The organism is Haloquadratum walsbyi J07HQW2, assembly GCF_000415985.1.
In the GTDB taxonomy this organism is placed as follows: Archaea; Halobacteriota; Halobacteria; order Halobacteriales; family Haloferacaceae; genus Haloquadratum; species Haloquadratum walsbyi_B.
Genome location: NZ_KE356561.1, coordinates 1,833,893 through 1,855,294 on the forward strand (window position 1 = coordinate 1,833,893; position 21,402 = coordinate 1,855,294).

Here is a 21,402-nt window from a genome sequence, read left to right on the forward strand (position 1 = left end):
CAAGAGTAATCGAAACTAAGGATAGACTGCCTAACCGTTATTTGATAAGTCCGATGTAGTCGTCCCGTGCGGTTATTTGACACGGTAGAAATACGGCATAGTTGACATTTTCTCCGCCCGTCGACGAAGATTTCTCAAAGAGGAATTCACGATTGCGCGGTTCCTCGGTTCTCACGGACGCGGGCGCGGACCGTCGAGGGAAGCCACTCAATTATGACCGAGAGTGTGCCGTCCAGCGCATGGAGCTCTATCAACGGAGCCTGAGCCTTCTCACTCGGACACGCCGAGCGGGTCACTGAGACGACTACGAAGACTAAGATGAATACGACTGCGAGTCGCAGTCGCAGTCGCAGTCGTAGTCGCAGTCGTAGTCGCAGTCGCAGTCGCAGTCGTAGTCGTAGTCGTAGTCGCGGAGTTAATTGGGACGTGACGGACTGGGATCGTCTTGCGGATTTGTCACCACGAAGCGAGACACGACGCGACACGCCGAAGTCGGGATGTCGTCGCAGACGACAGTCGCCATCAAGGGAACTCGGATGAATTATTATCTAAGAGGAACGAATGAATTCCTGTCGGATTCATCCCCGTCACAAAGGACGGGAACTCGGGCTTTCTCCTTGATTTCAGTAATAGTGTCATAATTACCCACTCCTTTAGCAATACTGCTGTGATATGAGTTGTATGTACCTATTTCGCCATTACAGCGGCTCAACAAGGTCGTCAAGCGCAGCCCGGGGATCGTCTGCTTTGGCAACCCCAGACGCAAGGAGAATACCACTTGCACCAAGATCACCGGCAGCGGCGACATCATCGCCAGAGGAGACCCCGGCTCCACAGTATACATTGACTGTCGTATCGATAGCAGCTGCCGACTCAACAGCATCAGAAACAATATCTGGATCTGCGGTCGCAACAGACACATCTCCACCAATAAGTGCTGGTGGTTCAACAGCAACACTGTCCGGGCTAAGTGCTGTCGCCGCCCCAATCTGTGCTGGGTTATTTGCACACACACAAGTATCGAGTTCAGCACGCGATGCTGCATTGACAGCTTTATCGATATCAGCGAGTCTAAGTCGTCGTTCAGAGTGATTGATTAGCGTTCCAGTCGCTCCTGCGTCGGCAACAGCTTCCGCGAGTGTGCTACCAGTATGGCTCCCGTGGTCGGTCGGACTAACATGCTGTGCCCATGTCTCGATACCAGTATCCGCAACGCGTGTAATATCAGCTGTCTGTGGAGATACTGCAATACGAACACCAGACTCATCGGCGACATCTCGGGCTACATTCGCGATTTTGAGTGGATCACATGGATACGCTTTGAGATTGATTAAAATGAACACAATACCGACTCGACAGCGGAAGATAAAATAGATTCATATCTGAGTGAGATATTTGATCAGGTCGTTGATATGGTTGGAAATCAAATCGAGCCCTCTATACGAGAAAATAAAATAGGGAGCAAAGCGGCTTCACGAGTTAAAATTGAGGTTAAATAGTAAGTGGGTGTCGATGACTCAAAAACTCAGTATATGATTACTGATTTGATAGAATCTGACATGACGTTCATGTGATATCAGTCTTTTCGCTTGACGACATCACCAAGGGTTGTGGTTGTAGAGGAGCCACCTGACCACTCATCGTCGTCGGTATCTGTCCCTTCGACGAGTGAAATATCAAGACGCCGTTCAATTTTCTCCCGAACGTCATCAGATGGAAGAATATCACTTCGTTCAATTTTCCGGATGAGACTTGCTTTTTCATTTAAAGAGTCAGCAAGGTCTTCCTGACTGAGATTTCGCGACTCCCGAGCCTGTCGTATCCGGTCATCGTAGTCAGCGGCAATCTCGTCCATATTGTCAAACATATCACGACGGCGTGAAGATCCGCCGCTTGTTGAGGTCGAAGATGAGGTCGTGTTCCCAGTCGAATCTGCTGTCGACTCATCAGAGCCAGAACTTGAGCTTGATGTTGAGTACTTTGTCGAGGCTGATGAACTCGACTCAGTGCGGACCTCGGTTCCGAACCCCTTACAATCACCACAGAGTTCGAGTTCGGCCCCTTCGACTTTCACTGTCGTTAGTGACGATTGATCACTGCCACACATCTCGCACTGAGGCATGTTCAAATCCTAATCAAGGGAAGGATATAAACGATACGCCAGCACTGTCTCAACAAAGTCTAGAGGTCACTCCATGCACCCCAAAATCGTTGGATAGCTGTCAAATGACCAACGATTGCGAAGAAAAGCAGTAGCCAGCCAATAACACTGAGACCAAGATATCGTGTTGGTACGGTTGGAAGCGTTGTCATAGCGGCAAGCACACCCGTAACTCCGATTAGTGCAAGGCGATCCGCTCGTCCAACAAGTCCTCCATACTCGCGACCTAATCCGACGGCTTGAATTTGTGTTCCAAGATATGACGTCATTAAAACGCCGGTGACCGCCGCAAACCCAAGTGCGTAATCATTAGATCCAGCAGCAAGTCCAATAATCATGGCAATGTCAGCATACCGATCAAGCACGTGGTCAAGAAGGTCACCACCCTCAGAGGAGACCCCACGTTCTCGTGCCAGCGCTCCGTCGACTAGATCAAGCCACCCATTCCAGAAAACACAGACTGCACCGAGTATATATGTATATCTACTTGCGACTCCGAATGCTCCGCCGGCACCAACGGCAAAGCCAAATGCAACGACACTGACACCGTTGGGTGATACCCCGAGACGATCGGCAGCGTCAATAAACGGGTCCAGGAGTTTGTCTGCAACGGCACGATATTGGTCAAGTGTCATAGAGGAATCACGAGTGTTAATTACGTTTTACCGCACCTGATTGCTATCTATGGTATTATAATGCCGCGGTGTAGTCGATAACACCAACGCGTGGTGATCGATTCCCATCATGAATAGCCATTATTTCGTCGGCGATCTCATCAGGTGATCGATCGGTTGTATCTATTTCCCAGACGTGCTCTTTTCCATGATGATGGATAGCTTCTGAAAGAAGGATATCAAGTGCTTCGCTTTCGACATTCTCTTTTATTGATGATGCTGACTCATTGGATTCTTGAAGACGACGTTCAAGTTCTTCAGGATGACATCGGAGGACAACAACACCATCAACATCAAAGTAATGAGCTAGGTGTGATTCAATGATACCATTCCAATCACCAAGCCACGTACTGACTGATTCAAGATCAACGACAAGTGAGTCACGCTCTTCATCGCGCGTTGTGGTAAGTTCCGTCTCATTTTCATGAATGATCTTATTTAGATGTGTGACTGGTATATTGACGTGTTCGGTAACGGTTGTTTTACCAGTACCAGGCGTTCCGGTAACCGCAAGGCGTGATTGTGTCACGGTCGTCCAACCTCCGTCTCAACACCCGACTCAGCAGCCGTTGTTGTTTCAATATCTGCAATGACCTCTGAAAGGACATCAACAGCTGCTTTGGTCTGCTTGCGTGTTCCGGATGAAACCCGAACACATTCTGGGAGTCCAAAACTCGTTGTGTCACGAATAATAACACCTTCTTGTTTTGCAGCCTCGGCAACGGCAGCTCCATCGCCAACTTCACATAAGACAAAATTGCCACCAGACGGCCATGTTCGAACATCAAGTTCTTTCCGATAGTACTCACGCGACCAACGGGCAGTCTCAATCGAGTGCTCAACGTGTGATTGGTCGTCAATCGCAGCCAGTGCGGCCTGACAGCCGGTTTTGTTCGCAGCAAATGGTGTATTTATCCGCGCGTATGCATCCGCCCATGACTCAGGGACTGCGGCATAACCAATTCGTAATCCAGCAAGCCCATATGCTTTTGAAAATGTCCGAAGAACAGCAATATTATCATGTTCTTCAATGAGCTCAATCGCTGATGGGTTATCACTGTACTCTCCATATGCTTCATCAATAACAACGAGCGTGTGATCGTTTACCCCCTCAGCTAACGTCGTGATCTCTGAAATTGGTAGTTCCGATCCAGATGGATTATGTGGTGTTGTAACGTAAAGTAGCCGCTCATCATTGTACTGTGCAAGAATATCGCTAGCGCGTTGTTGGAAATCTTGAGCCTTTGAGATTGGATATGTGTTAATATTGCCATGATGATATCGTGCGGACATCGGATAATATGAAAAGCCTGGCTCGGAGATAAGCATCGTATCATCAGGTGTAAGGAATGCCCGCGAAAGGTAATCAATCGCCCCATCAGCCCCAGGGCTTACCCAGATTTGCTCGGGAGAAAGTCCCCAATGGTCTGCAACCCGTGCTGTAAGGTCGGTGTGTGAACTTTTTGGGTATGTATTAACAGTCTCTGCGGTGTCGGTAATTGCATCAACAGCGGCTGGACTTGGTCCGTGTGGATTTTCATTTGAGGAGAGTTTAATCAACGAATCAGGATCAACGTCGAGCTCACGAGCCACCTCTTTTGTCCCCCGACCAGGGACATATGGCTCATGCATGGAGAGATCTCTCGGTTGCATATCTAACTTCTGTTGCCCACTGGACTTTATCCTAGCGCTTGAGCATGTCCGAACGTCCGGGTATCTTCACTCTCTTATCATATACCACACTACACCGCACTATACTACTCAACAATTTTCTGTTGATACAGACGGTTATTAGTTCAGTATATCCAGAATAATCATGTAATCATAATATAACCGCCTCATCTTGGAGTGTTGGTGAAAACATCATGGAGATGTTATAATGTAGCAAAAATGGCATCAGCTGCCCGTAAGGATAACGCTGCAATGGTCAACGTTGGATTCATTGCACCGCCTGTCGGGAAGACTGAGGAGCCAATAATCCAGAGATTTGATAATTCATGACTACGGCAGTCGGCATCAACAACACTCTTGTTTGGATTCGTGCCCATCCGTGTTGTCCCCATTTGATGATACGCTGGTCCCGTTGCGTCTGGTCCAACAGTCCATTCGATTGATGCCCCGAGTGTTTCAAGAATTCGTCGTTGAATATCATTTGCTCGACGGATTGCACGGCTGGTTCGGTCGTCGATTGACCACTCAATGTGTGGAACAGGATTGCCGTGCTCATCGGTCTCTGAGTCGTTCAGTGTAATCCGATTCGATGCGTGAGGTAACTGCTCAATGAGGCCACCAACAGCAATGTGATTTCCGTATGACGTCTGCAACTGTTCAAGTAGTTCATCGCCCCATGTATCGGCTGTAAGCGCTTCGTTGACGGGCGACGGACCTGCATAGTTGAGAAATTCAAGTTTGACTCCCTCAACAGGGGATGTATCATCATAGAACTGATGACACTCGCTTGTATTGAACCCGACGTGATTCTGCCGTGTCGGTTGGTCAAGCCGACCACCAACTCCAGCGAAGAGATGATCGGTGAAGAATCGACCAACGGCACCGGATGTGTTGGCAAGTCCGTCTGGATACTGCTTCGATTGTGATAATAATAATAATCGCGCGTTCTCAACGCCACCACAGGCAAGGACGAATCGCTGTGCAGACTGATGATATTCAGTTCCATCAGGAGTCAGATACACTGCGTGATTGATGATCTCACCTGCATCATCATGGACAAGTTCTTGAACAGGAGCCCGATCAATGACACGAGCGCCAGCTGCTCGTGCCTTTTGAACATGGGACTCAGCAGTATATTTAGCGCCTGACGGACAGACAGGTTTGCACGTTCCATATCCTTGACATGCTGCTCGTCCATCATACCGTTCTGAATTCCGGGCATTTGGTACTGAGTGCATGTCGATACCAAGTGTTTCACAAGCTGGGGCAAAGATGGAATCCGAGTGAGAGGGTGGAAACGGTGGAAGCGGATATGAGGTCTCACGTGGCGGTGCATATGGATTATCGATTGCACCGGCAACACCGAGTGCTGACTCCGCAGCCTGATAATATGAGCGAAGATCGGCGTAATCAATCGGCCAATCCACCCCGACGTCGTATCGAGTATTCATCTCAAAATCACGTTCATGAAGTCGCATAACCATACCCTGCCAGTGAAGTGTTGACCCCCCAACACCTTTTACACGTGCTGCATTCAACGGATAACCACGTCCCGTTGTTGTGTACGCATCACGTTGACCACCCATCTCCCACGGATCACTCATTCCTGGTCGAATGTGTTGTTCTTGCTGAGTGAGACGATCCGCATCGGAGAACTCTGGACCTGCCTCCAGAATTACAACGTCTAGATCTTGCTTTGCAAGTTGATACCCAATGAGTGCACCCGCTGGTCCTGCACCGACGACACAGATATCGGCTTGTTGTGTTGGTGTCCGGTCTTGTTCATCAGTTGCAACGTCACTGGTATTATTAGTACCCAGTGTCGCCGACATGTTTGGTGGGTCACTCATCTGATTATTGAGTTGAATCAGTTGTCATATCAGCACGTTGATAGCTTTTAGTACCACCAGGATGTCCTGCTGGATTCTCAATACCAACAAGACGTCCTCCTGTCGGCGTCGTGTAGAGTGCATACAGGAGGTCATCAATGAGATAATATCGAATTTGCTCAGAGATTGTTCCATCACTGACTGGGTCCGCCGTATTGACGCCAAGATTGGTAAGCAGTTCATCTGCAGTTACTAAATTAACCGCAGCATACGGCGTATCATGCCAGTCGCGGGCAACTGCGTCAAGCTCGGCTGCTGTATCAGCAATGCCCTGGCGATACTCCGGTCGATTAGCTGTTCGTGCTTGAGTGTACCGCGTAACAAACTCATGTCGATTTTCAACAGCGCTTGGATAGATAACAGCTGCAACAGCGTCAAGTAAATCAATAACTGCTTCGCTGAGCCCCTCAGTGGCTGTAGTATCTTGCCTGCGCACCGGCGATACGGTCTTCGATACTAACTCACCGGACGAACCATCGGAATCAGCCATCTCAAACGACATCGCACCAGCTCCAACACTAACACCAGCAGCCGTCAGTGCAGCAATTATATCACGTCGAGTCAGTTCCACGCTGATGGATTAGGCAAGCCTAAACTTAGATATTGTGTCTGAATACGAAGTCGCTCACTCAGGGAATTCGGACATCGTGTGTAAGTGTCCCAATTCCCTCAATCCAAATATCAATATGATCGCCATCAGAGAGCGCTGCAACGCCACTGGTCGTCCCCGTTGAAATAATGTCACCAGGTTCAAGCGTCATATATGTGGTAATTTCTTCGATCAATTCAGGAACGGAGAAGATGAGTTCACTCCGAGTTGAAGACTGTCGTGTTTCACCGTTTACCCGCAACTCAACAGTGGCATCGGCTGGTACCTCATCTGGGGTTGCCAATACCGGACCCATCGGGGCAGCATTATCGAATGCCTTGCCACGGACCCAATTTTGTTCACGATCTTGATCATCACGATTTGAGAGATCATTGAGACAAGTGAAGCCAGCAACGTATTCCATCGCATCAGCAGCAGAAATGTGTCGTGCCTGTGTGTCTATGACGACTGCTAATTCTGCTTCATGATCAATCCGCTCCTTATTCGATGGTAGCGTAACTATGTCGCCGTGTCCCGCAGTAACATTTGGAGGCTTTAGAAACAGCAGTGGTCGATCCGGAATGTTCTTATTCCGTTCTTCAGCGTGATCAGCATAATTTAATCCGACGCAAACAATCTTTGTTGGATTGCTTGGTGGCAAAATACTCACCATATCAGTTTCATATGTTGTATTACCGAAGGAAACATACTCACCGTGCCAGGTGCCGTTTCGGATGGATCCTGCTGGGTCTTGAAATCTCACTCGATGCATATCAATCCGCTCGTATTGCAGAGGAATGCTTCTTTCCCTTCAGTTTCATTATAATAAGCATACGAAAATCAGGTGAATAAGATATCTTACGATTCATACATGAGACACATCTTTTAGTACCGGTCTGTAAATAATATTAATCGATAACAATGGAACTCACCTGGCATGGTCATTCCACATGGCATATTGACGTTGATGGGACAACGTTTCTGATTGATCCATTCTTTACAAATCCACATACAGAGCATGAGCCTGCAGATATTCCGACGCCGGATTATGTATTGTTAACACATGGACATGCTGATCATATTGGTGATGCCGATGCATTCACTGATACGACTGTTGTTGGGGTCCCAGAGATGACTGGATATATGGAATCAGAAGTTGGATTTAGTGATTCTATCGGCATGAATATCGGGGGGAGCGTCGATTGTGGTGACGCATATGTGACGATGCACCGTGCGGACCACACAAACGGGCTAGAAACCGATTATGAATACAGTATCGGTGTTCCAACTGGGTACATTATTAGCGATAGCAAACCAACGCGAACATCAGATGCTGATTCAACGAGCTTCTATCATGCTGGCGACACAGGATTAATGTCGGAGATGAAAGATGTTATTGGTGCATATCTTGAACCGGATGCGGCTGCACTTCCGACAGGTGATCACTTTACCATGGGACCAACACAGGCTGCAATTGCTGCGGAGTGGTTAGATGTTGATCATGTATTCCCGATGCATTATGATACGTTTGGTCCAATTGAAATTGATATTAACGAACTCGTCGATGGGGTCGCCGCAAGCGGCACTGACGCCGCAGTACACGTGCTTGATGGGGATGAGACATTCACTCTTTAATCATTTTTCGATGAAGTAAGCACGAAATTGCCCCGATTAACTGGTTTGAAACATTCAGAATCAACTACGTTCATTAGCTGATCATAGACGAGTTGTGCTGGTAGAGCATGACTCATACTCACTTGAGGGAATTGGATCATTCAAGTGATTCTAACACCGGTTCAAGCTCACCAAGTGACGGAATAATATGATCGGGATCGATTGAAGAATCCTCAGTATCTGCAGCGTCAGTGACTCCAGTCTCAACGAGCACCGTCTGCATTCCAGCCTTATTACCAAGAGCAATATCAGTGTCAAGTCGGTCACCGACGACGAGAATATTCTCTGGTGGAAGCCCCAGTCGATTAATCGCCATTTTGCGAGCAATTTTACTTGGCTTACCGAGGACAGCGACTGGGTCACGACCGGTGACGTTCGCAATTGCACCGATGATAGCCCCAGATCCAGGTATATCTCCCTCCGCAGCTGGAATAACAATATCTGGGTCAGTCCCAAGAAATGTCACATCGTCATCTGCGAGAATTTTAAGACATGTAGAGAGCGTATTATAATCGAATGAGCGATCAATTGACGCCACGAGGACATCAGGCGAGCTTTTTATTTTGCTATCATATGCCTGAATATCTGTGACTGATAATCCATCAGCAGCAAGTAATTCAAAAAGACCTGCTTCTCCAACGACAGCGATGCTGTCATTATTGTGATGCTCGAGAAGATACCGTTTAGTCACTGTACCAGCAGTCAAGACCTCTGTTGCATCAACAGCAAACCCAGCATTCTCAAGTCGATGCTCGTACGCTGTCGGTGGTTCTGTCGGATTATTTGAGACAAATAATCGCTGAAGTCCACGGTCAGCAACGGTCATTACCCCACTTACCGCACCAGGCAGTGGTTCCGAACCTCGGACTACTGTCCCATCAACATCAAAAATAATCCCACGTACTGTCATTGAATCGGGATAGTTTCGAGACACTGTTGAAGATAGCGACTACTTATCTTCTCAAAACTGATATGATACTATAATTTGAGACAAAAATGCCGATATAGAGTGTCTTTCATAGATACTATAGTGAGTATTCAACTCATGCATGCGTGTTGGTCTTGTGCAATTTGTGGGTAGTTGTGACGCCTATGTATTTTTTATACGATTTCATAAATCAGCACTGTCGTAATTATTGAGTGCTCTAAACACGGAGCTGTTAGCCGGAATACACGCATGACTTTGTTACTCGTCATAATCCTCAATGTGGAGAAACCCCTAATATAGTATCTTATGCGCTTAATAATTGAATGTGGAAGAACTGTTATGTCGTAGCAGATTGTAATTTTTGTTACAGTGATAGACACGCTGGAATCAGTATATAATGGGATGCGACGAGCGGGTAAGGCACTCATTGCCCCGCTTCGGAGCGGAAACGGACCTAATAAGTTTCAGCTATCAGCCGTTGATACCGCAACAACAACCCACGATGGTGATAGTGGGTGGGCAAAGCGTCCACCTGCAACTATTGGTTGTCCACGGTGTGGAAATGATATTCTCCAGCATAACGCATATGATGATATTGACTGCCCGCGGTGTGTTGCGTCATTCAATGCAGATGAATTCTCTGAGTTAGAACTGAGAGGTCTCACCTGTCCAGTCTGTCGTGATGAGATGGTGCATGGTCAACGTCATCCAGAAGCATTCGACATCGTTGAATGGGCAACGTGTGATTCCTGTCGGTATCACTGGGAATTTAAGCATTCATACAGCTGATATAATGCTGAGATTGAGTACGCAATTGAAGTAACTGAATTCCAGATTATAAATAAAACATATATATTCGGTTTTATTACACTCAGCTCCCCGACAGCGATCTTCAAAGCATCTAAACTGGGTCGTTTAATATCAGATAGGAATGGTCTGTCTTCTGTGGTGGCTCCAAATTTTTTTAATCAGTCAAGCTTGGAAGTGATTCGATCTACATAATTAGTATAGTGAGAGTCTATGTACGGAAGTTTCAGGACTTAGATGTAACCTCAAGGCACTTTACCACTCGTACTCTTGATGAATCTGACGACCCTGGTCGTTTAAGATAGGTCCAATAACCTCAGTAATTCCATCAAGGACGTCGGCAGAGCGAATGGGAGATTCACTTCCGGTGAATTCTGCAATCTCATCGCCTCCGACACTGTAAACGGCATAGCCAAAGCCGGCTGTTACCATGCCACCGGCGCACATCGGGCAGGGTTCAGTGCTCGTATACATTATCATTTCAGCACGTTCATCAGGGTCATACGCTTGACAAGCACGATATGCGAGATGAAGCTCGGGGTGGCGCCGGATATCAGATTCTGTTATTTCATGATTTGACTCACTCATAATCACCGTATCATCTCGAACAAGAACAGATCCAAACGGTTCATCACCACGGGCAACAGCTTCGCGTGCAAGTGTTAATGCCTCTTTCATATGTGTTTCATGAGCAAAGGCATCGAATCGTGGATCGGACATGGTTGATTCTCGATTGTTATCTGACATTGCTGATTATCACCAGGCTACCTGCAGTATAATGAAGTGCGAAATAAAATACTAGCCACGTTTATGTATCGATTAATAACTATATGTAACGACTGTTCTGCCAGCCTGATTGCTTATAATCACGGTATCTCCATCGTTGTTCCAAACTGGTTTATCCTCACCCCAGTATGATTCAGTATCTGATTCTGGCCCATTTCCAGTGTAGAGTATAATGGTTTTCTGTGGGTCGAGTGTTACTCCAGTGGAAAATGAATACACATGACTAGCTGTATCGCTGACTGTCCAGTCATTTAATTGAATCTGATTAGTCCCAGTGTTTTTAATAATATATACTCATCACTGAGGTTTTCATACTCATTTCCATCTGCATCTTCATTCACATTTGCAATGTCAATTTGATCAGATGATGATCTACTCATTTGCTCATGTGATGTGTTACTGTACCTTAGACACCGACTGTAGCGTTATGTGCCTGTTGCGCGGCTTCCTCGTATACTTCTGTACGCGAAAATTCACTCTCATAATGACGCGTGTATCCATTTTCAACTAGATGCATATTGAATGAAGCTGTCGCCGATGGCGAGTTATACACATACGCGAGAAGTCGTCCATAGTATCCTCAACGATCTGATACAGGGTCAAATATGATGATAATTTCTTTATTAGCAAGTCGGTCAATTACGTATGTCGATGCTCGAGCACCCCAGTTAGCTAACCAATCTCGACCAGTCGCTGATATTGGAATGCGTTGCCACTCATCAGGATTTGTCTGTGTCACTCCTGTTTGTGGTGTATCAACACCGAGAAGTCGAACCGTCTCGACTGTGTCGTTTTCATATTGTATATCAATTGTATCATCATCAATAACACCAACAACAGTAACACGGGTACCAGACGCGACACTAAGATCAAACTCAGGTGTGATGAGTGCCGTTTCTACAGACGGACTATTCACTGGAGATGCTGTCGGCTCTGTCGGTGCTGTTCCATCATTAATGCTAGCGCAGTCACCGAGCATAATCAAGAGCGTAACGCCGAGTATAACCACAGGGCTCCGAGACATATTCATTATATCTGCGATTGAAACATAATCACTGCTAGCCAAGTGAATCAGTCTATACTAATCACGGTGATATGATCTTATATTATTATTTCACATTCAAGCGAGGAAATAACTGAGGCGTTGCATCTTTGTTGACCTCCTCCCACGGCGTGGGCTTTCGCCTCGTACTATAATCAGTGGGTTATATCTACAATTCATCACGCCATCGAAGCGAGTTTTCATTCAGTTCTTCGACAGTTGATTTTCCTTCCTCAAGCATCATATCTGCGAGGTCAATCGCCTCTTGAAGTTCCTCCTCGGAGAGATTTTCATATGCAGGACGTCCGTCGATATAGTCGTACCATTCATCTTCAAATAGATTATCAAGAACGACGCGACCAAAACAATGGTTAAGATGAATCGGCCATCCGTCGCTACTTTGTGCCTTATTTGGGAGTATTTCGTTTACCTTCTTATCATACTCATTGCGAAGTTCAGAGATGTTGTTTCCAGTGAGTGTCTCCTGATCCATATAGAGTAAAGAGACTACAGTTTCAAACGGGTTGTGACTTTGCTGCTATATTCTCAAATATCTATATTTGTTCTGTGCGCATCATAATCACAGTCATAGCCTCATTTATGTGATCCCGCGACACCACACTGCTATATCGGAGTCTGAGGACGTCGATTTTATTACTACTATTATTAGTCAATATTCAGGAAACGATAGGTCCTGCAAAGAGGTGCTGGAGTAGTAATCAGCTAACTGTTATTTCCACTAGAAGTAGATATAAAACCGATCTTATTTTATTATCGATATTTGGGCAGAAATTTTCGACGAATGACTCTATTATACCATATAATCTCGAGAGATAAACATAGTATATGCTTGTCATTATTATTCTATGGTTGAACTGCATGGTTTGATGCGTGTTTTTTTATTCTAACGCACATATTGTGTATCGATGGCAACGTTTGAATTCGGATGGGTTGGATTGTTATTAGTGATGACAAGTGGTGGCTTCGGAGCAGTTGGGATGTTACCACTCTTAGGGATTGGACCGGACTCAGATGATCAGAGTAATCAACTGAAGGCATTTATCGTATTTTTTGTTATTTTATCGACTATTGCAGCAACTGCAGCCGCAGTTGTGTAATCCAGCGATGTCGGTATCATAATTTAATTTACATACCGTGGTCTAAGCCATTTCGACAGCAATTTATCGACATCTATATGAGGTATGCTGTAAATCATCGATTAACAACAGAGAGATATTATATAAAACGTGAGTGACACCACTGCGTGGTGTTATCTTTGGCAGCTCACACGGATTAAAATATATTAATTACTACTATTGCTTCTAGATCGGTCGACGGAATGTCGAGGCAACGCCTGCGAGCACAGCACTGATAGCAAGAACAAGCACACTGGCTGCATTAAGAAACGCCACAGCCCCAACTCGAACTTTCTCAAAAATATCAAGTGGTACTGTCGTCACTCCAGAGCCAGCGAGAAAGAACGTAATAAGAAATTCATTGAATGAGAGTGCAAATGCAAATAGTGCGCTTGCAATAATCGCCGGACGAAGCAGCGGTAGTGTGACCGTCCGGAAAATCATCCACTCAGTCGCTCCGAGATCACGTGCTGCAGCCTGTAATTGCATATCTAATTCAGCGTATCGAGCGGTAAGCAAAAACGTCGTAAATGGGAGTACCCAGAATAGGTGTCCAACTGCAACAGGCATAAGCCCAAAACCGATGCCAATACGACTGGTGGTAACTCCGATTCCAAACGCAAGAACAACTGTCGGTACAAACAGCGGCAGTGAAATGATGGCACCGATAGCCTGTCGTGTTGGTTGTGAAAGGTCACTCCATGTGAGACTATACGCTCCGGCAAGCCCAAGCGTCGTCCCACCAATCGCGGAGAAGGCCCCTAATCCGACACTTGTCATGAGTGCACGAGTGAATCGCTGGTCGGTAAGAACATCGACATACCATCGTAATGAGAGCTCCTCTATTGGGATTGTTGGCTGACCACTTGGTGAAACAGAGAGATACGCAACAACAAGAACCGGAATATAGAGGAATAGAAGCGTTAGTATAACGACTACGCCTGGAAGACTTCCTGCTCCATGTGCAATTAGCTGACGGAGACTATCAGTATGATCGGAGTCACTTCCTGACTCAGATGTGACTGTCGAAGAAGACACCTCGGCGCTTGTTTTCTCACTCATCTGATCATCGATGGAGTTGTTAAATCGTGTATCTTTCATTGATCATTAATGAGTTAGATGTATTGATTACCACTGTCGCAACTCCGCTCGGATCTGTGGGATTGTCACACCAATCAAGATACCAGCGATGACAACCACAAGGAAAATAAATGATAGCGCTGCTGCGAAGCCGTACTCAAAGTATGTTTGGAATGCATCAACAATGAGTGTTGCAATCATCACATCGCCGGGTCCACCGAGAATCTCTGGTGTTGCATATGCTCCAGCAATTCGTGCATATACGATCAACGCTCCAGCAAGTGCACCAGGATACGTTTGTGGAACGATGACATCCCAGATAACTCGAATGTTCGTAGCGCCAAGATCACGGGCAACCTCAATCAATCGATAGTCAAGTTGTTCCATCGAGACAAACAGTGTCAGGATAACATATGGAAGATAAATATAGATAAATCCAAGAAGCATCGATATCTCAGTGTATAGTGCCTCAGTTGGAGCGGAAATGATTCCTAACCCAGTGAGAATAGCATTCAACAATCCCCCACGTGCAAGGATCCATACCCACGTGTAGTTTAATACGACATAATTTAACCAGAGAGGAAGAGTTACGCCAAGAAGTCCAAGGAGTCGGTATCGTCGAGGACAACGATGTGTGAGCCAATATGTTACAGGGTATGCAATAATAATACAGGTTATCGTAACAACAATACCAATCCCGAGTGAGTATATGAGAGTCTGTCGATACAGCGGCTTCATCGCTGCAGCATAATTTGTTACTGTGAGAGTTGGTCCAATGCTTTCGATAAAGAGTAAAATGAGCGGTAAGACACCAAGAACAATAGCTAATGTAGTCGGAACACTTGCAATAAGCTCACTATAGTTTCTATTACGCCACTGAGAGGTTTGATCAACATGTTGGGTTGATACGGTAGAAGTCGTATCCGACACAGCAACGCTGCTATCAGCATCATTATCATCGCCATCAATATCTGTTGTACTCACAGCTATGAAATTAGATCTGGCTCATGTTCCTCTGCTATTGTATTTTCAGCACCGATAGTATCATTAGCAGCATCATGATCACGGTCCGAATTGTTGGATTTCCGGTCGTAGCCAGCGTCGGCGACTAATACACCGCCGTCGACCTGAAGTGTGATAGAGTCACCAGCCTGAAGTCCTGAATTAAGATTGAACGGCGCCTGTCCATGCTCTGTGATATCTGCAGGCGACTCACCCACCACTGTTTCAGATTTATTCACAGTTGTAGTTGGTTCTGTACTGGATATCGACTTGTCTGACCCTATGTTCGATTCCACATGTCCGCTCGTGTCTCCCTGAGCATCATGCTGTTCAGCATGTGCATCGGTTCGTATAATTACTCTCACCGTATCTTGGATTTCGACTGTTGCTTCCTCATAGAATCCCTTATATGCGCTTGTAATGACCGTTCCACCGATTCCGTCATTCGCGAGTGTGAATGCAGTTGGTCTTAATGCAATAGTCACAGTATCTCCAACATCTGGATTAATGCCGTTCATTGCCGGAGTAAGCATCCCTATTGGTGTATCAACGGCGACTGTTGATTCTGCTATGTTGCATTGAGTTACTGTTCCGCGAAGGATTGTTGCATCGCCAAGAAATGTGGCGACAAATCGCGTTGCTGGTCGAGTGTATAATCGACGCGGTGAGCCGACGTCAACAATTTTTCCATCACGCATCACTGCTATACGATCAGCCATGCTGATCGCACTCGTTTGATCATGTGTTACATAAAGAAATGTCGTTTCTGATTCGCGTTGAATTCGTCGAAATTCTGATTGTAGACCCTGTTTTAGTGACCGATCAAGCGATGCGAGCGGTTCATCTAATAACAATACGCTGGGGTCGTTCACAAGCGCCCGTGCAAGTGCAACTCGCTGTTGTTGTCCACCTGAAAGCGATGCTGGCTCCCGGTCACCAAATCCATCGAGATTGACTAACTCCAATCCTGTGCCAACACGTCTGCTTCGTTCGGGATCACCAATTCCCTTCCGAGCAAGCGCATATCCAACGTTTTCTGCCACTGTTAGATGCGGGAATAACACCAGATCCTGAAATACCATATTGGTATCGCGTGTTCGTGCCGGTTGATTTGTTATCACTGAATCACCGAGACGAACCGTTCCTGCATCAGGTGCCGTCAGACCAGCTAATAATCGGAGTGTTGTTGTTTTTCCACACCCAGAAGGACCAATCAGTGCAAAGAACTCCCCTGATTCAACAGTAAAATCGATTTTATCAACTGCTCGTGTCGAACCGAATGACTTCAAAAGTCCAGTTGCTTCAAATGTAGCCACACTTAGTTTGCCTCCGTCTTCGCCTGATTCCATGTGTTAGCGTACTGTTTAATGAGTGCAGGTGGCTTTGGCTCTTCGTAGATGAACCGATCAGGGTTATCAAGCCCATATGCTTCTCGGGTAACGTCTTGATCTGAGAACACTTGGTCACTTGGAACGGCGATATTGTTTGGCTTCATCAGTGAGCGATATCCCATCATCGTGTGCCATTCCTGAATAAATGTATGTGCAAGCTCTGGATTCTCAGCCTCTGCATGAACCGTATGTTGAATAAACCACGCTTTGGTTCCTTCATTTGGGTAAACACGCTCGACTGGAAGTCCGTCATCCTGCATCGTCTGAATAACGTAATTCCATACCGGTTGAGCTCCGACTTCCTCATTACGAAGTAGGCTCTCGGACTCACCGCCGTTGTTCCACAGTCCACCTGTAAGTTCAAGTCGTTCGATTAGATCTGATTGGAGGGCATCGAAATCAATCTCAGATGATAAGTTTGGATTAAGTGGTGCATCAAAAGCTGCATTACGGTAAAGTATCTGTAACCGAGGGTCATCACGCCCACCGGAAAGTCCCTCAATTGAATCTGACCAAAGGTCCGCCAGCGCAGTAATTTCAGTATTTATGAGATCTGTATTTACCGCGAGCGGTGTCTGCCCGAAACTCCGTGGGGACCCATAAATATCACCGTCAGTTTCAAAATATGGCTTTTTTAAAAAGTCAAAAATATCATCATACGCAGGGATTCGATCAATATCGAGTGGTTGAATATATCCCTCATCCATGGCTGGTTTTACAGCATAATTTCCGAGTGGAATCAGGTCATAATCAGCTCGCCCAGCACGTAATGCAGCAAGCGTTTCTGCAGACCCCTGTGCGGATTGCCGTTCAACTGTTACCCCATGACGATCTTCAAATTCTTCAATTACGCCATCATTGTAGACATATCCCCAATCGATCATAGTGAGCGTCTGTGACCCCGATCCAAGTCCAGCACAACCTGTGAGGGCAGTCGTTGTTGCAGCCCCCGCACCCGCAAGGAATCCACGACGTGATCTATCGATCATTAAAAAAATACAGGAGCTACACGTATATTCATTTTACGCTGGATTATTTTCCACTGTGTGAGGAATGGATACATTTCTTCGAGTAAATACGAAAATATTCTAGCCAATATGGAATACAAGTGTGCAGTTTTAAACACACTCAGTATACCGGTGTATGCGGACTGTGCCAGGTCTGTAAAGACGAGAGTCACCGTTGGATATTGTTATTACAATCGAGAGAAATATGATCAAATAGTCTATGCCGCAGGTTGACATGGACTCATCGGGATTTGAACCCGAGGCCTCTTCCTTGCGAAGGAAGCGATCTACCACTGATCTATGAGCCCCTCATTCATTAGATAAGCAGCAGTTCATTTGTAGTTTCTGTTTTATATTATTCGTATTTTAATGGTACATGCAGTAATCGTGCTGAAGGATGACTTTAGAGACTCACCAGGAAAAACGCTGCAGAGTAATCAACTGTCAGATGTAACCGTAGCTAATACTGACACTGGCGATTACAGATGCAAAGTAAATTAGATATACTCTATTGTCGAGACTGTAATTTTTATAACATCAATACCGATATATCAGTTCTTGAATATCGATCAGCGATCAGCGATCGACGATCAGTGATCAGTCTTCGAGAACAATCTCAATGCTGACATCATTTGGCACCTGAATCCGCATCAGTTGCCGTAAAGCGCGTTCGTCGGCATCTATATCGATAAGTCGCTTGTGGACACGCATCTCCCAGTGTTCCCATGTAGCTGTTCCTTCACCATCAGGCGATTTTCGGGTTGGGATTTCAAGCGTTTTTGTCGGGAGCGGAATTGGTCCGCTGAGATTGACTCCTGTTGTGTCTGCGATATCACGAACATCATCACAGATATCGTCAAGATCGTCTGGGCTCGTGCCCGCAAGACGAACGCGTGCCTGCTGCATTTATCGCTCGTCGACCTCAAGGACCTTTCCAGCCGCGATGGTTTGTCCCATGTCGCGGACTGCGAAGGACCCGAGTTCAGGAATCTCATTGGATGGCTCAATGCTGAGTGGCTTCTGCGGTCGAACAGTCACGACAGCAGCGTCACCTGATTTAATGAAGTCTGGGTCTTCCTCAGCAACCTCACCGGAGGCAGGGTCAAGCTTCTGATCGATCGATTCGATTGTGCAGGCAACCTGTGCAGTATGTGCATGGAAGACAGGTGTGTATCCAGCAGTAATCACCGATGGATGCTGCATCACGACAACCTGTGCTTTGAACGTTTCAGCAACGGTTGGTGCATCTGCTGATGGACCACAGACGTCACCACGTCGAATATCGTCTTTTCCAATGCCACGGACATTGAATCCAACATTGTCACCAGGACCAGCTTGATCAACTTCTTCATGATGCATCTCAACAGTCTTGACCTCGCCGCCAACGTCTGACGGCTGGAATGATACATCATCACCGGGGCTAACAGTACCAGTCTCAACGCGACCAACAGGTACTGTTCCAATGCCAGAGATTGTGTATACATCCTGGATTGGAAGTCGAAGTGGTGCATCCGTTGGTGGCTGTGGCTCTGGCAGATTATTCAGCGATTCAAGCAGTGATGGTCCGTCGTACCACGACGTGTTATCAGAAGTCTCAGAGACATTGTCGCCTTCAAATGCAGAGATAGGAATATACTTAGCGTCGTTAGCATTGAATTGAACCTGTTTGAGGAGTTTGTCAACTTCAGTCTTGACATCCTCATATGTGTCTTCGCTATAGTCAACAATATCCATTTTGTTGACGCCAATAATGAGTTCATTGATTCCTAGCGTTCGTGCAAGGAATACATGCTCTCGTGTCTGTGGTGCAACGCCATCATCTGCTGCAACAACCAAAACAGCGTTGTCAGCTTGGGAGGCGCCGGTAATCATATTCTTCACAAAGTCACGGTGTCCTGGACAATCGACAATTGTGAAGTAATAATCTTGAGTGTCGAATTCCTGATGTGCGATGTCAATCGTGACACCACGTTCTCGCTCCTCAGCAAGATTATCCATTACATAGGCAAATTCAAAGCCACCCTTACCCTTTTCTTCGGCTTCCTCACGATGCTGTTCAATAACATGCTCTGGTACGGATCCTGTCTCAAACAGGAGTCGCCCAACTAGCGTGCTTTTTCCATGGTCAACGTGACCAATAATAGCCAAGTTCTGATGCGGTTTGTCACTCATAGGTATGATGCGCGCAGAGGCGCTCTGTAACGGTTAGATTATCCTGAAAGACCTAAAACCATTTCGATACGTACACAGGTCAGCACGCCTGCATATCGCGGTTTTCGTGACACTTCCTCCCATACGGAATCGCAAGACGGTGTTTGATTTGACAATGTACATACATAAATAGATGGATAATATTACTGCCGGTGTATTCTCACATTTGGGGTGATGAGAATACATATGATTGAACGTATCCTTGGTGTAGATCAGTGGTCACGAGCTATTTGTCCTGAAAAGTGCGAATATGAATACAAATACGGGAGTTCGAATCTATCAGCGTGTGTCTCATAATAAAATTAAATAGACATCTAAAGCTAAGCTCTGACGGTGAAGATGGAATGTGAGTAGATATGAATATAAATATGAAAGAATTCTATAAACGATTGATATCTGCAAGGATAGCCGATGCCGTTTCAGGACCACCCGCACCACGACCACTAAGATTCAGTTGACCTGCACTTGTTGTTTCTAGTTGAACAATATTTCGGGTCCCGGTCACAGCTAATGCGGTATTTTGTGGAATAAGCCGTGGTCCAACATGCACACCCGTCGGCGTTGCTTCACCAACAAGTCGGATTGTTCGACCCTCCTCGGCGGCTAATTCAAGTGCGCTTCCAGGAATATTTGTAATACCGTTGACTGTTGCATCTGAAAGCGTATACTCACGGTCATCCGTCGAAAGAACATTCGCCAAGATAACACATTTTAACGCTGCATCTGTCCCCTCGACATCGAACGCCGGATCAGCCTCTGCGACTCCAAGATCCTGAGCTTCTGCAAGGACGTGTTCATAGTCGAGCCCCTCGGCTGCCATGCGTGAAAGAATAAAGTTTGCTGTCCCATTGAGAACGCCACGAACGGCAGTAACTTGTGCTGGAGAAAAGTCCTCAACTGTCGAAAGAACCGGGATAGCACCACCAACCGTTGCCTCAAATCGAATAGAACCATCGCTATCACGAACTACCTGTTTGACATCAGTGTACCGTTCCGCTACTGGTCCTTTATTTGCAAGCACCACATCTCGGTCGCGTTCAAGCGCTGTTCGGAGATGTGAAAACGCTGGCTGTGCATCTCCAAGTGTTGTTGGGGTTGCCTCAACAAGAACATCATACGTCGCATCAACTGCAACGGTTGAATCTGCCTCTCCAACTGTCCCTGTCTCATCTTTACGTGCGAGGGCGGCATCTGTATCGATTCCGTTTGGGTCGATAGCTGCAGAGGTCGAATCGGCAAAGGCTGTAACCGTATGTCCATAGCTTGAGGCGAGATTGACAACAGCACCACCAACAGCGCCAGCACCGACAACGGCGAGTCGTTTGCCTGTTGTTTCAGATTGAGTGTCAATCAC

25 protein-coding genes and 1 tRNA gene are annotated in these 21,402 nt (G+C 46.3%); 3 read left to right on the forward strand and 23 right to left on the reverse strand.

Annotation, left to right across the window (positions count from 1 at the left end):
- Nucleotides 1-698 precede the first annotated feature (698 nt).
- The 8 genes from tpiA to J07HQW2_RS08565 form a co-directional block, all read right to left on the reverse strand.
- Nucleotides 699-1,343, reverse strand: coding sequence for a triose-phosphate isomerase (tpiA, locus tag J07HQW2_RS08525; protein ID WP_021055050.1), 645 nt, complete (start codon nucleotides 1,341-1,343; stop codon nucleotides 699-701).
- Between the two features lie 233 nt (nucleotides 1,344-1,576).
- On the reverse strand, nucleotides 1,577-2,122 hold the full coding sequence (locus J07HQW2_RS18185) for a multiprotein bridging factor aMBF1 (protein ID WP_303704032.1): 546 nt from the start codon (nucleotides 2,120-2,122) through the stop codon (nucleotides 1,577-1,579).
- A gap of 59 nt (nucleotides 2,123-2,181) precedes the next feature.
- Nucleotides 2,182-2,796, reverse strand: coding sequence for a CDP-alcohol phosphatidyltransferase family protein (locus tag J07HQW2_RS08540; protein WP_021055052.1), 615 nt, complete (start codon nucleotides 2,794-2,796; stop codon nucleotides 2,182-2,184).
- A 55-nt stretch (nucleotides 2,797-2,851) separates the two neighbouring features.
- A complete protein-coding gene (locus J07HQW2_RS08545; protein ID WP_021055053.1) occupies nucleotides 2,852-3,364 on the reverse strand; it encodes an adenylate kinase family protein in 513 nt (170 codons plus the stop codon).
- Complete coding sequence (hisC, locus tag J07HQW2_RS08550; RefSeq protein WP_021055054.1) at nucleotides 3,361-4,488, reverse strand: histidinol-phosphate transaminase; 1,128 nt, start codon at nucleotides 4,486-4,488, stop codon at nucleotides 3,361-3,363. Before hisC ends, J07HQW2_RS08545 begins: the two co-directional genes overlap by 4 nt.
- A gap of 221 nt (nucleotides 4,489-4,709) precedes the next feature.
- Nucleotides 4,710-6,338 (reverse strand): GMC family oxidoreductase, encoded by a 1,629-nt coding sequence (locus tag J07HQW2_RS08555; protein WP_048075572.1) that lies wholly within the window; start codon nucleotides 6,336-6,338, stop codon nucleotides 4,710-4,712.
- 22 nt (nucleotides 6,339-6,360) lie between these two features.
- Nucleotides 6,361-6,966: a hypothetical protein gene (locus tag J07HQW2_RS08560; protein WP_021055056.1), complete on the reverse strand. Its 606-nt coding sequence runs from the start codon at nucleotides 6,964-6,966 to the stop codon at nucleotides 6,361-6,363.
- A 58-nt stretch (nucleotides 6,967-7,024) separates the two neighbouring features.
- Nucleotides 7,025-7,756, reverse strand: coding sequence for a fumarylacetoacetate hydrolase family protein (locus J07HQW2_RS08565; RefSeq protein WP_021055057.1), 732 nt, complete (start codon nucleotides 7,754-7,756; stop codon nucleotides 7,025-7,027).
- A 149-nt stretch (nucleotides 7,757-7,905) separates the two neighbouring features.
- Here J07HQW2_RS08565 and J07HQW2_RS08570 point away from each other — a divergent pair, with 149 nt between their 5' ends.
- Entirely contained in the window at nucleotides 7,906-8,619 is a 714-nt protein-coding gene (locus J07HQW2_RS08570; RefSeq protein ID WP_021055058.1) for a metal-dependent hydrolase, read from the forward strand.
- Between the two features lie 136 nt (nucleotides 8,620-8,755).
- On the opposite strand, the gene J07HQW2_RS08575 is transcribed toward J07HQW2_RS08570, so the two are convergent.
- Complete coding sequence (locus tag J07HQW2_RS08575) at nucleotides 8,756-9,568, reverse strand: HAD-IIA family hydrolase (RefSeq protein ID WP_021055060.1); 813 nt, start codon at nucleotides 9,566-9,568, stop codon at nucleotides 8,756-8,758.
- A gap of 387 nt (nucleotides 9,569-9,955) precedes the next feature.
- On the opposite strand from J07HQW2_RS08575, the gene J07HQW2_RS08580 reads away from it, so the two are divergent.
- Entirely contained in the window at nucleotides 9,956-10,375 is a 420-nt protein-coding gene (locus J07HQW2_RS08580) for a hypothetical protein (protein WP_303704033.1), read from the forward strand.
- A 273-nt stretch (nucleotides 10,376-10,648) separates the two neighbouring features.
- Here J07HQW2_RS08580 and J07HQW2_RS08585 read toward each other — a convergent pair whose 3' ends face one another.
- The 6 genes from J07HQW2_RS08585 to J07HQW2_RS08600 form a co-directional block, all read right to left on the reverse strand.
- The gene (locus J07HQW2_RS08585) at nucleotides 10,649-11,113 is read right to left on the reverse strand and encodes a nucleoside deaminase (protein ID WP_048075574.1); all 465 of its coding nucleotides are present in this window, start codon (nucleotides 11,111-11,113) and stop codon (nucleotides 10,649-10,651) included.
- A 99-nt stretch (nucleotides 11,114-11,212) separates the two neighbouring features.
- Nucleotides 11,213-11,467 (reverse strand): lamin tail domain-containing protein, encoded by a 255-nt coding sequence (locus tag J07HQW2_RS18190; RefSeq protein ID WP_343122481.1) that lies wholly within the window; start codon nucleotides 11,465-11,467, stop codon nucleotides 11,213-11,215.
- Nucleotides 11,431-11,559, reverse strand: a complete 129-nt coding sequence (locus tag J07HQW2_RS18195; RefSeq protein WP_021055064.1) for a hypothetical protein — start codon at nucleotides 11,557-11,559, stop codon at nucleotides 11,431-11,433. The genes J07HQW2_RS18190 and J07HQW2_RS18195 overlap by 37 nt, the downstream gene beginning before the upstream one ends.
- A gap of 26 nt (nucleotides 11,560-11,585) precedes the next feature.
- The gene (locus tag J07HQW2_RS18200; protein ID WP_021055065.1) at nucleotides 11,586-11,696 is read right to left on the reverse strand and encodes a hypothetical protein; all 111 of its coding nucleotides are present in this window, start codon (nucleotides 11,694-11,696) and stop codon (nucleotides 11,586-11,588) included.
- A 63-nt stretch (nucleotides 11,697-11,759) separates the two neighbouring features.
- Nucleotides 11,760-12,203: a thermonuclease family protein gene (locus J07HQW2_RS08595; protein WP_021055066.1), complete on the reverse strand. Its 444-nt coding sequence runs from the start codon at nucleotides 12,201-12,203 to the stop codon at nucleotides 11,760-11,762.
- Between the two features lie 187 nt (nucleotides 12,204-12,390).
- The gene (locus tag J07HQW2_RS08600) at nucleotides 12,391-12,714 is read right to left on the reverse strand and encodes a hypothetical protein (RefSeq protein WP_021055067.1); all 324 of its coding nucleotides are present in this window, start codon (nucleotides 12,712-12,714) and stop codon (nucleotides 12,391-12,393) included.
- A gap of 433 nt (nucleotides 12,715-13,147) precedes the next feature.
- On the opposite strand from J07HQW2_RS08600, the gene J07HQW2_RS08605 reads away from it, so the two are divergent.
- Nucleotides 13,148-13,339: a hypothetical protein gene (locus J07HQW2_RS08605; protein ID WP_021055068.1), complete on the forward strand. Its 192-nt coding sequence runs from the start codon at nucleotides 13,148-13,150 to the stop codon at nucleotides 13,337-13,339.
- Nucleotides 13,340-13,543: 204 nt separating this feature from the next.
- Here the strand turns inward: J07HQW2_RS08605 and J07HQW2_RS08610 are convergent, their stop codons facing one another.
- The 8 genes from J07HQW2_RS08610 to J07HQW2_RS08650 all read right to left on the reverse strand — a co-directional run bounded on the left by J07HQW2_RS08610 (nucleotide 13,544) and on the right by J07HQW2_RS08650 (nucleotide 21,402).
- The gene (locus J07HQW2_RS08610) at nucleotides 13,544-14,458 is read right to left on the reverse strand and encodes an ABC transporter permease (protein ID WP_021055069.1); all 915 of its coding nucleotides are present in this window, start codon (nucleotides 14,456-14,458) and stop codon (nucleotides 13,544-13,546) included.
- 27 nt (nucleotides 14,459-14,485) lie between these two features.
- Nucleotides 14,486-15,421: an ABC transporter permease gene (locus J07HQW2_RS08615; RefSeq protein ID WP_021055070.1), complete on the reverse strand. Its 936-nt coding sequence runs from the start codon at nucleotides 15,419-15,421 to the stop codon at nucleotides 14,486-14,488.
- A gap of 2 nt (nucleotides 15,422-15,423) precedes the next feature.
- The gene (locus J07HQW2_RS08620) at nucleotides 15,424-16,755 is read right to left on the reverse strand and encodes an ABC transporter ATP-binding protein (RefSeq protein ID WP_303704034.1); all 1,332 of its coding nucleotides are present in this window, start codon (nucleotides 16,753-16,755) and stop codon (nucleotides 15,424-15,426) included.
- A 2-nt stretch (nucleotides 16,756-16,757) separates the two neighbouring features.
- On the reverse strand, nucleotides 16,758-17,819 hold the full coding sequence (locus tag J07HQW2_RS08625) for an ABC transporter substrate-binding protein (protein WP_021055072.1): 1,062 nt from the start codon (nucleotides 17,817-17,819) through the stop codon (nucleotides 16,758-16,760).
- 254 nt (nucleotides 17,820-18,073) lie between these two features.
- A tRNA-Ala gene (locus J07HQW2_RS08635) sits at nucleotides 18,074-18,145 on the reverse strand.
- Between the two features lie 289 nt (nucleotides 18,146-18,434).
- Complete coding sequence (rpsJ, locus tag J07HQW2_RS08640) at nucleotides 18,435-18,743, reverse strand: 30S ribosomal protein S10 (RefSeq protein WP_011572578.1); 309 nt, start codon at nucleotides 18,741-18,743, stop codon at nucleotides 18,435-18,437.
- Nucleotides 18,744-20,009, reverse strand: coding sequence for a translation elongation factor EF-1 subunit alpha (gene tuf, locus J07HQW2_RS08645; protein ID WP_021055073.1), 1,266 nt, complete (start codon nucleotides 20,007-20,009; stop codon nucleotides 18,744-18,746).
- A 418-nt stretch (nucleotides 20,010-20,427) separates the two neighbouring features.
- The gene (locus tag J07HQW2_RS08650; RefSeq protein ID WP_021055075.1) at nucleotides 20,428-21,402 is read right to left on the reverse strand and encodes a homoserine dehydrogenase; all 975 of its coding nucleotides are present in this window, start codon (nucleotides 21,400-21,402) and stop codon (nucleotides 20,428-20,430) included.

Bases quoted from the DNA above. Each gene is read 5' to 3' on its own strand.
- J07HQW2_RS08565 (WP_021055057.1), bottom strand. From the start codon at position 7,756: ATGCATCGAGTGAGATTTCAAGACCCAGCAGGATCCATCCGAAACGGC.
- J07HQW2_RS08585 (WP_048075574.1), bottom strand. From the start codon at position 11,113: ATGTCCGATCCACGATTCGATGCCTTTGCTCATGAAACACATATGAAA.
- J07HQW2_RS08610 (WP_021055069.1), bottom strand. From the start codon at position 14,458: ATGAAAGATACACGATTTAACAACTCCATCGATGATCAGATGAGTGAG.
- J07HQW2_RS08570 (WP_021055058.1), top strand. From the start codon at position 7,906: ATGGAACTCACCTGGCATGGTCATTCCACATGGCATATTGACGTTGAT.
- J07HQW2_RS18195 (WP_021055064.1), bottom strand. From the start codon at position 11,559: ATGAGTAGATCATCATCTGATCAAATTGACATTGCAAATGTGAATGAA.
- J07HQW2_RS08605 (WP_021055068.1), top strand. From the start codon at position 13,148: ATGGCAACGTTTGAATTCGGATGGGTTGGATTGTTATTAGTGATGACA.
- J07HQW2_RS08625 (WP_021055072.1), bottom strand. From the start codon at position 17,819: ATGATCGATAGATCACGTCGTGGATTCCTTGCGGGTGCGGGGGCTGCA.
- hisC (WP_021055054.1), bottom strand. From the start codon at position 4,488: ATGCAACCGAGAGATCTCTCCATGCATGAGCCATATGTCCCTGGTCGG.
- J07HQW2_RS08575 (WP_021055060.1), bottom strand. From the start codon at position 9,568: ATGACAGTACGTGGGATTATTTTTGATGTTGATGGGACAGTAGTCCGA.
- J07HQW2_RS08540 (WP_021055052.1), bottom strand. From the start codon at position 2,796: ATGACACTTGACCAATATCGTGCCGTTGCAGACAAACTCCTGGACCCG.
- tuf (WP_021055073.1), bottom strand. From the start codon at position 20,009: ATGAGTGACAAACCGCATCAGAACTTGGCTATTATTGGTCACGTTGAC.
- J07HQW2_RS18185 (WP_303704032.1), bottom strand. From the start codon at position 2,122: ATGCCTCAGTGCGAGATGTGTGGCAGTGATCAATCGTCACTAACGACA.
- J07HQW2_RS18200 (WP_021055065.1), bottom strand. From the start codon at position 11,696: ATGCATCTAGTTGAAAATGGATACACGCGTCATTATGAGAGTGAATTT.
- J07HQW2_RS08600 (WP_021055067.1), bottom strand. From the start codon at position 12,714: ATGGATCAGGAGACACTCACTGGAAACAACATCTCTGAACTTCGCAAT.
- rpsJ (WP_011572578.1), bottom strand. From the start codon at position 18,743: ATGCAGCAGGCACGCGTTCGTCTTGCGGGCACGAGCCCAGACGATCTT.
- J07HQW2_RS08555 (WP_048075572.1), bottom strand. From the start codon at position 6,338: ATGTCGGCGACACTGGGTACTAATAATACCAGTGACGTTGCAACTGAT.
- J07HQW2_RS08595 (WP_021055066.1), bottom strand. From the start codon at position 12,203: ATGTCTCGGAGCCCTGTGGTTATACTCGGCGTTACGCTCTTGATTATG.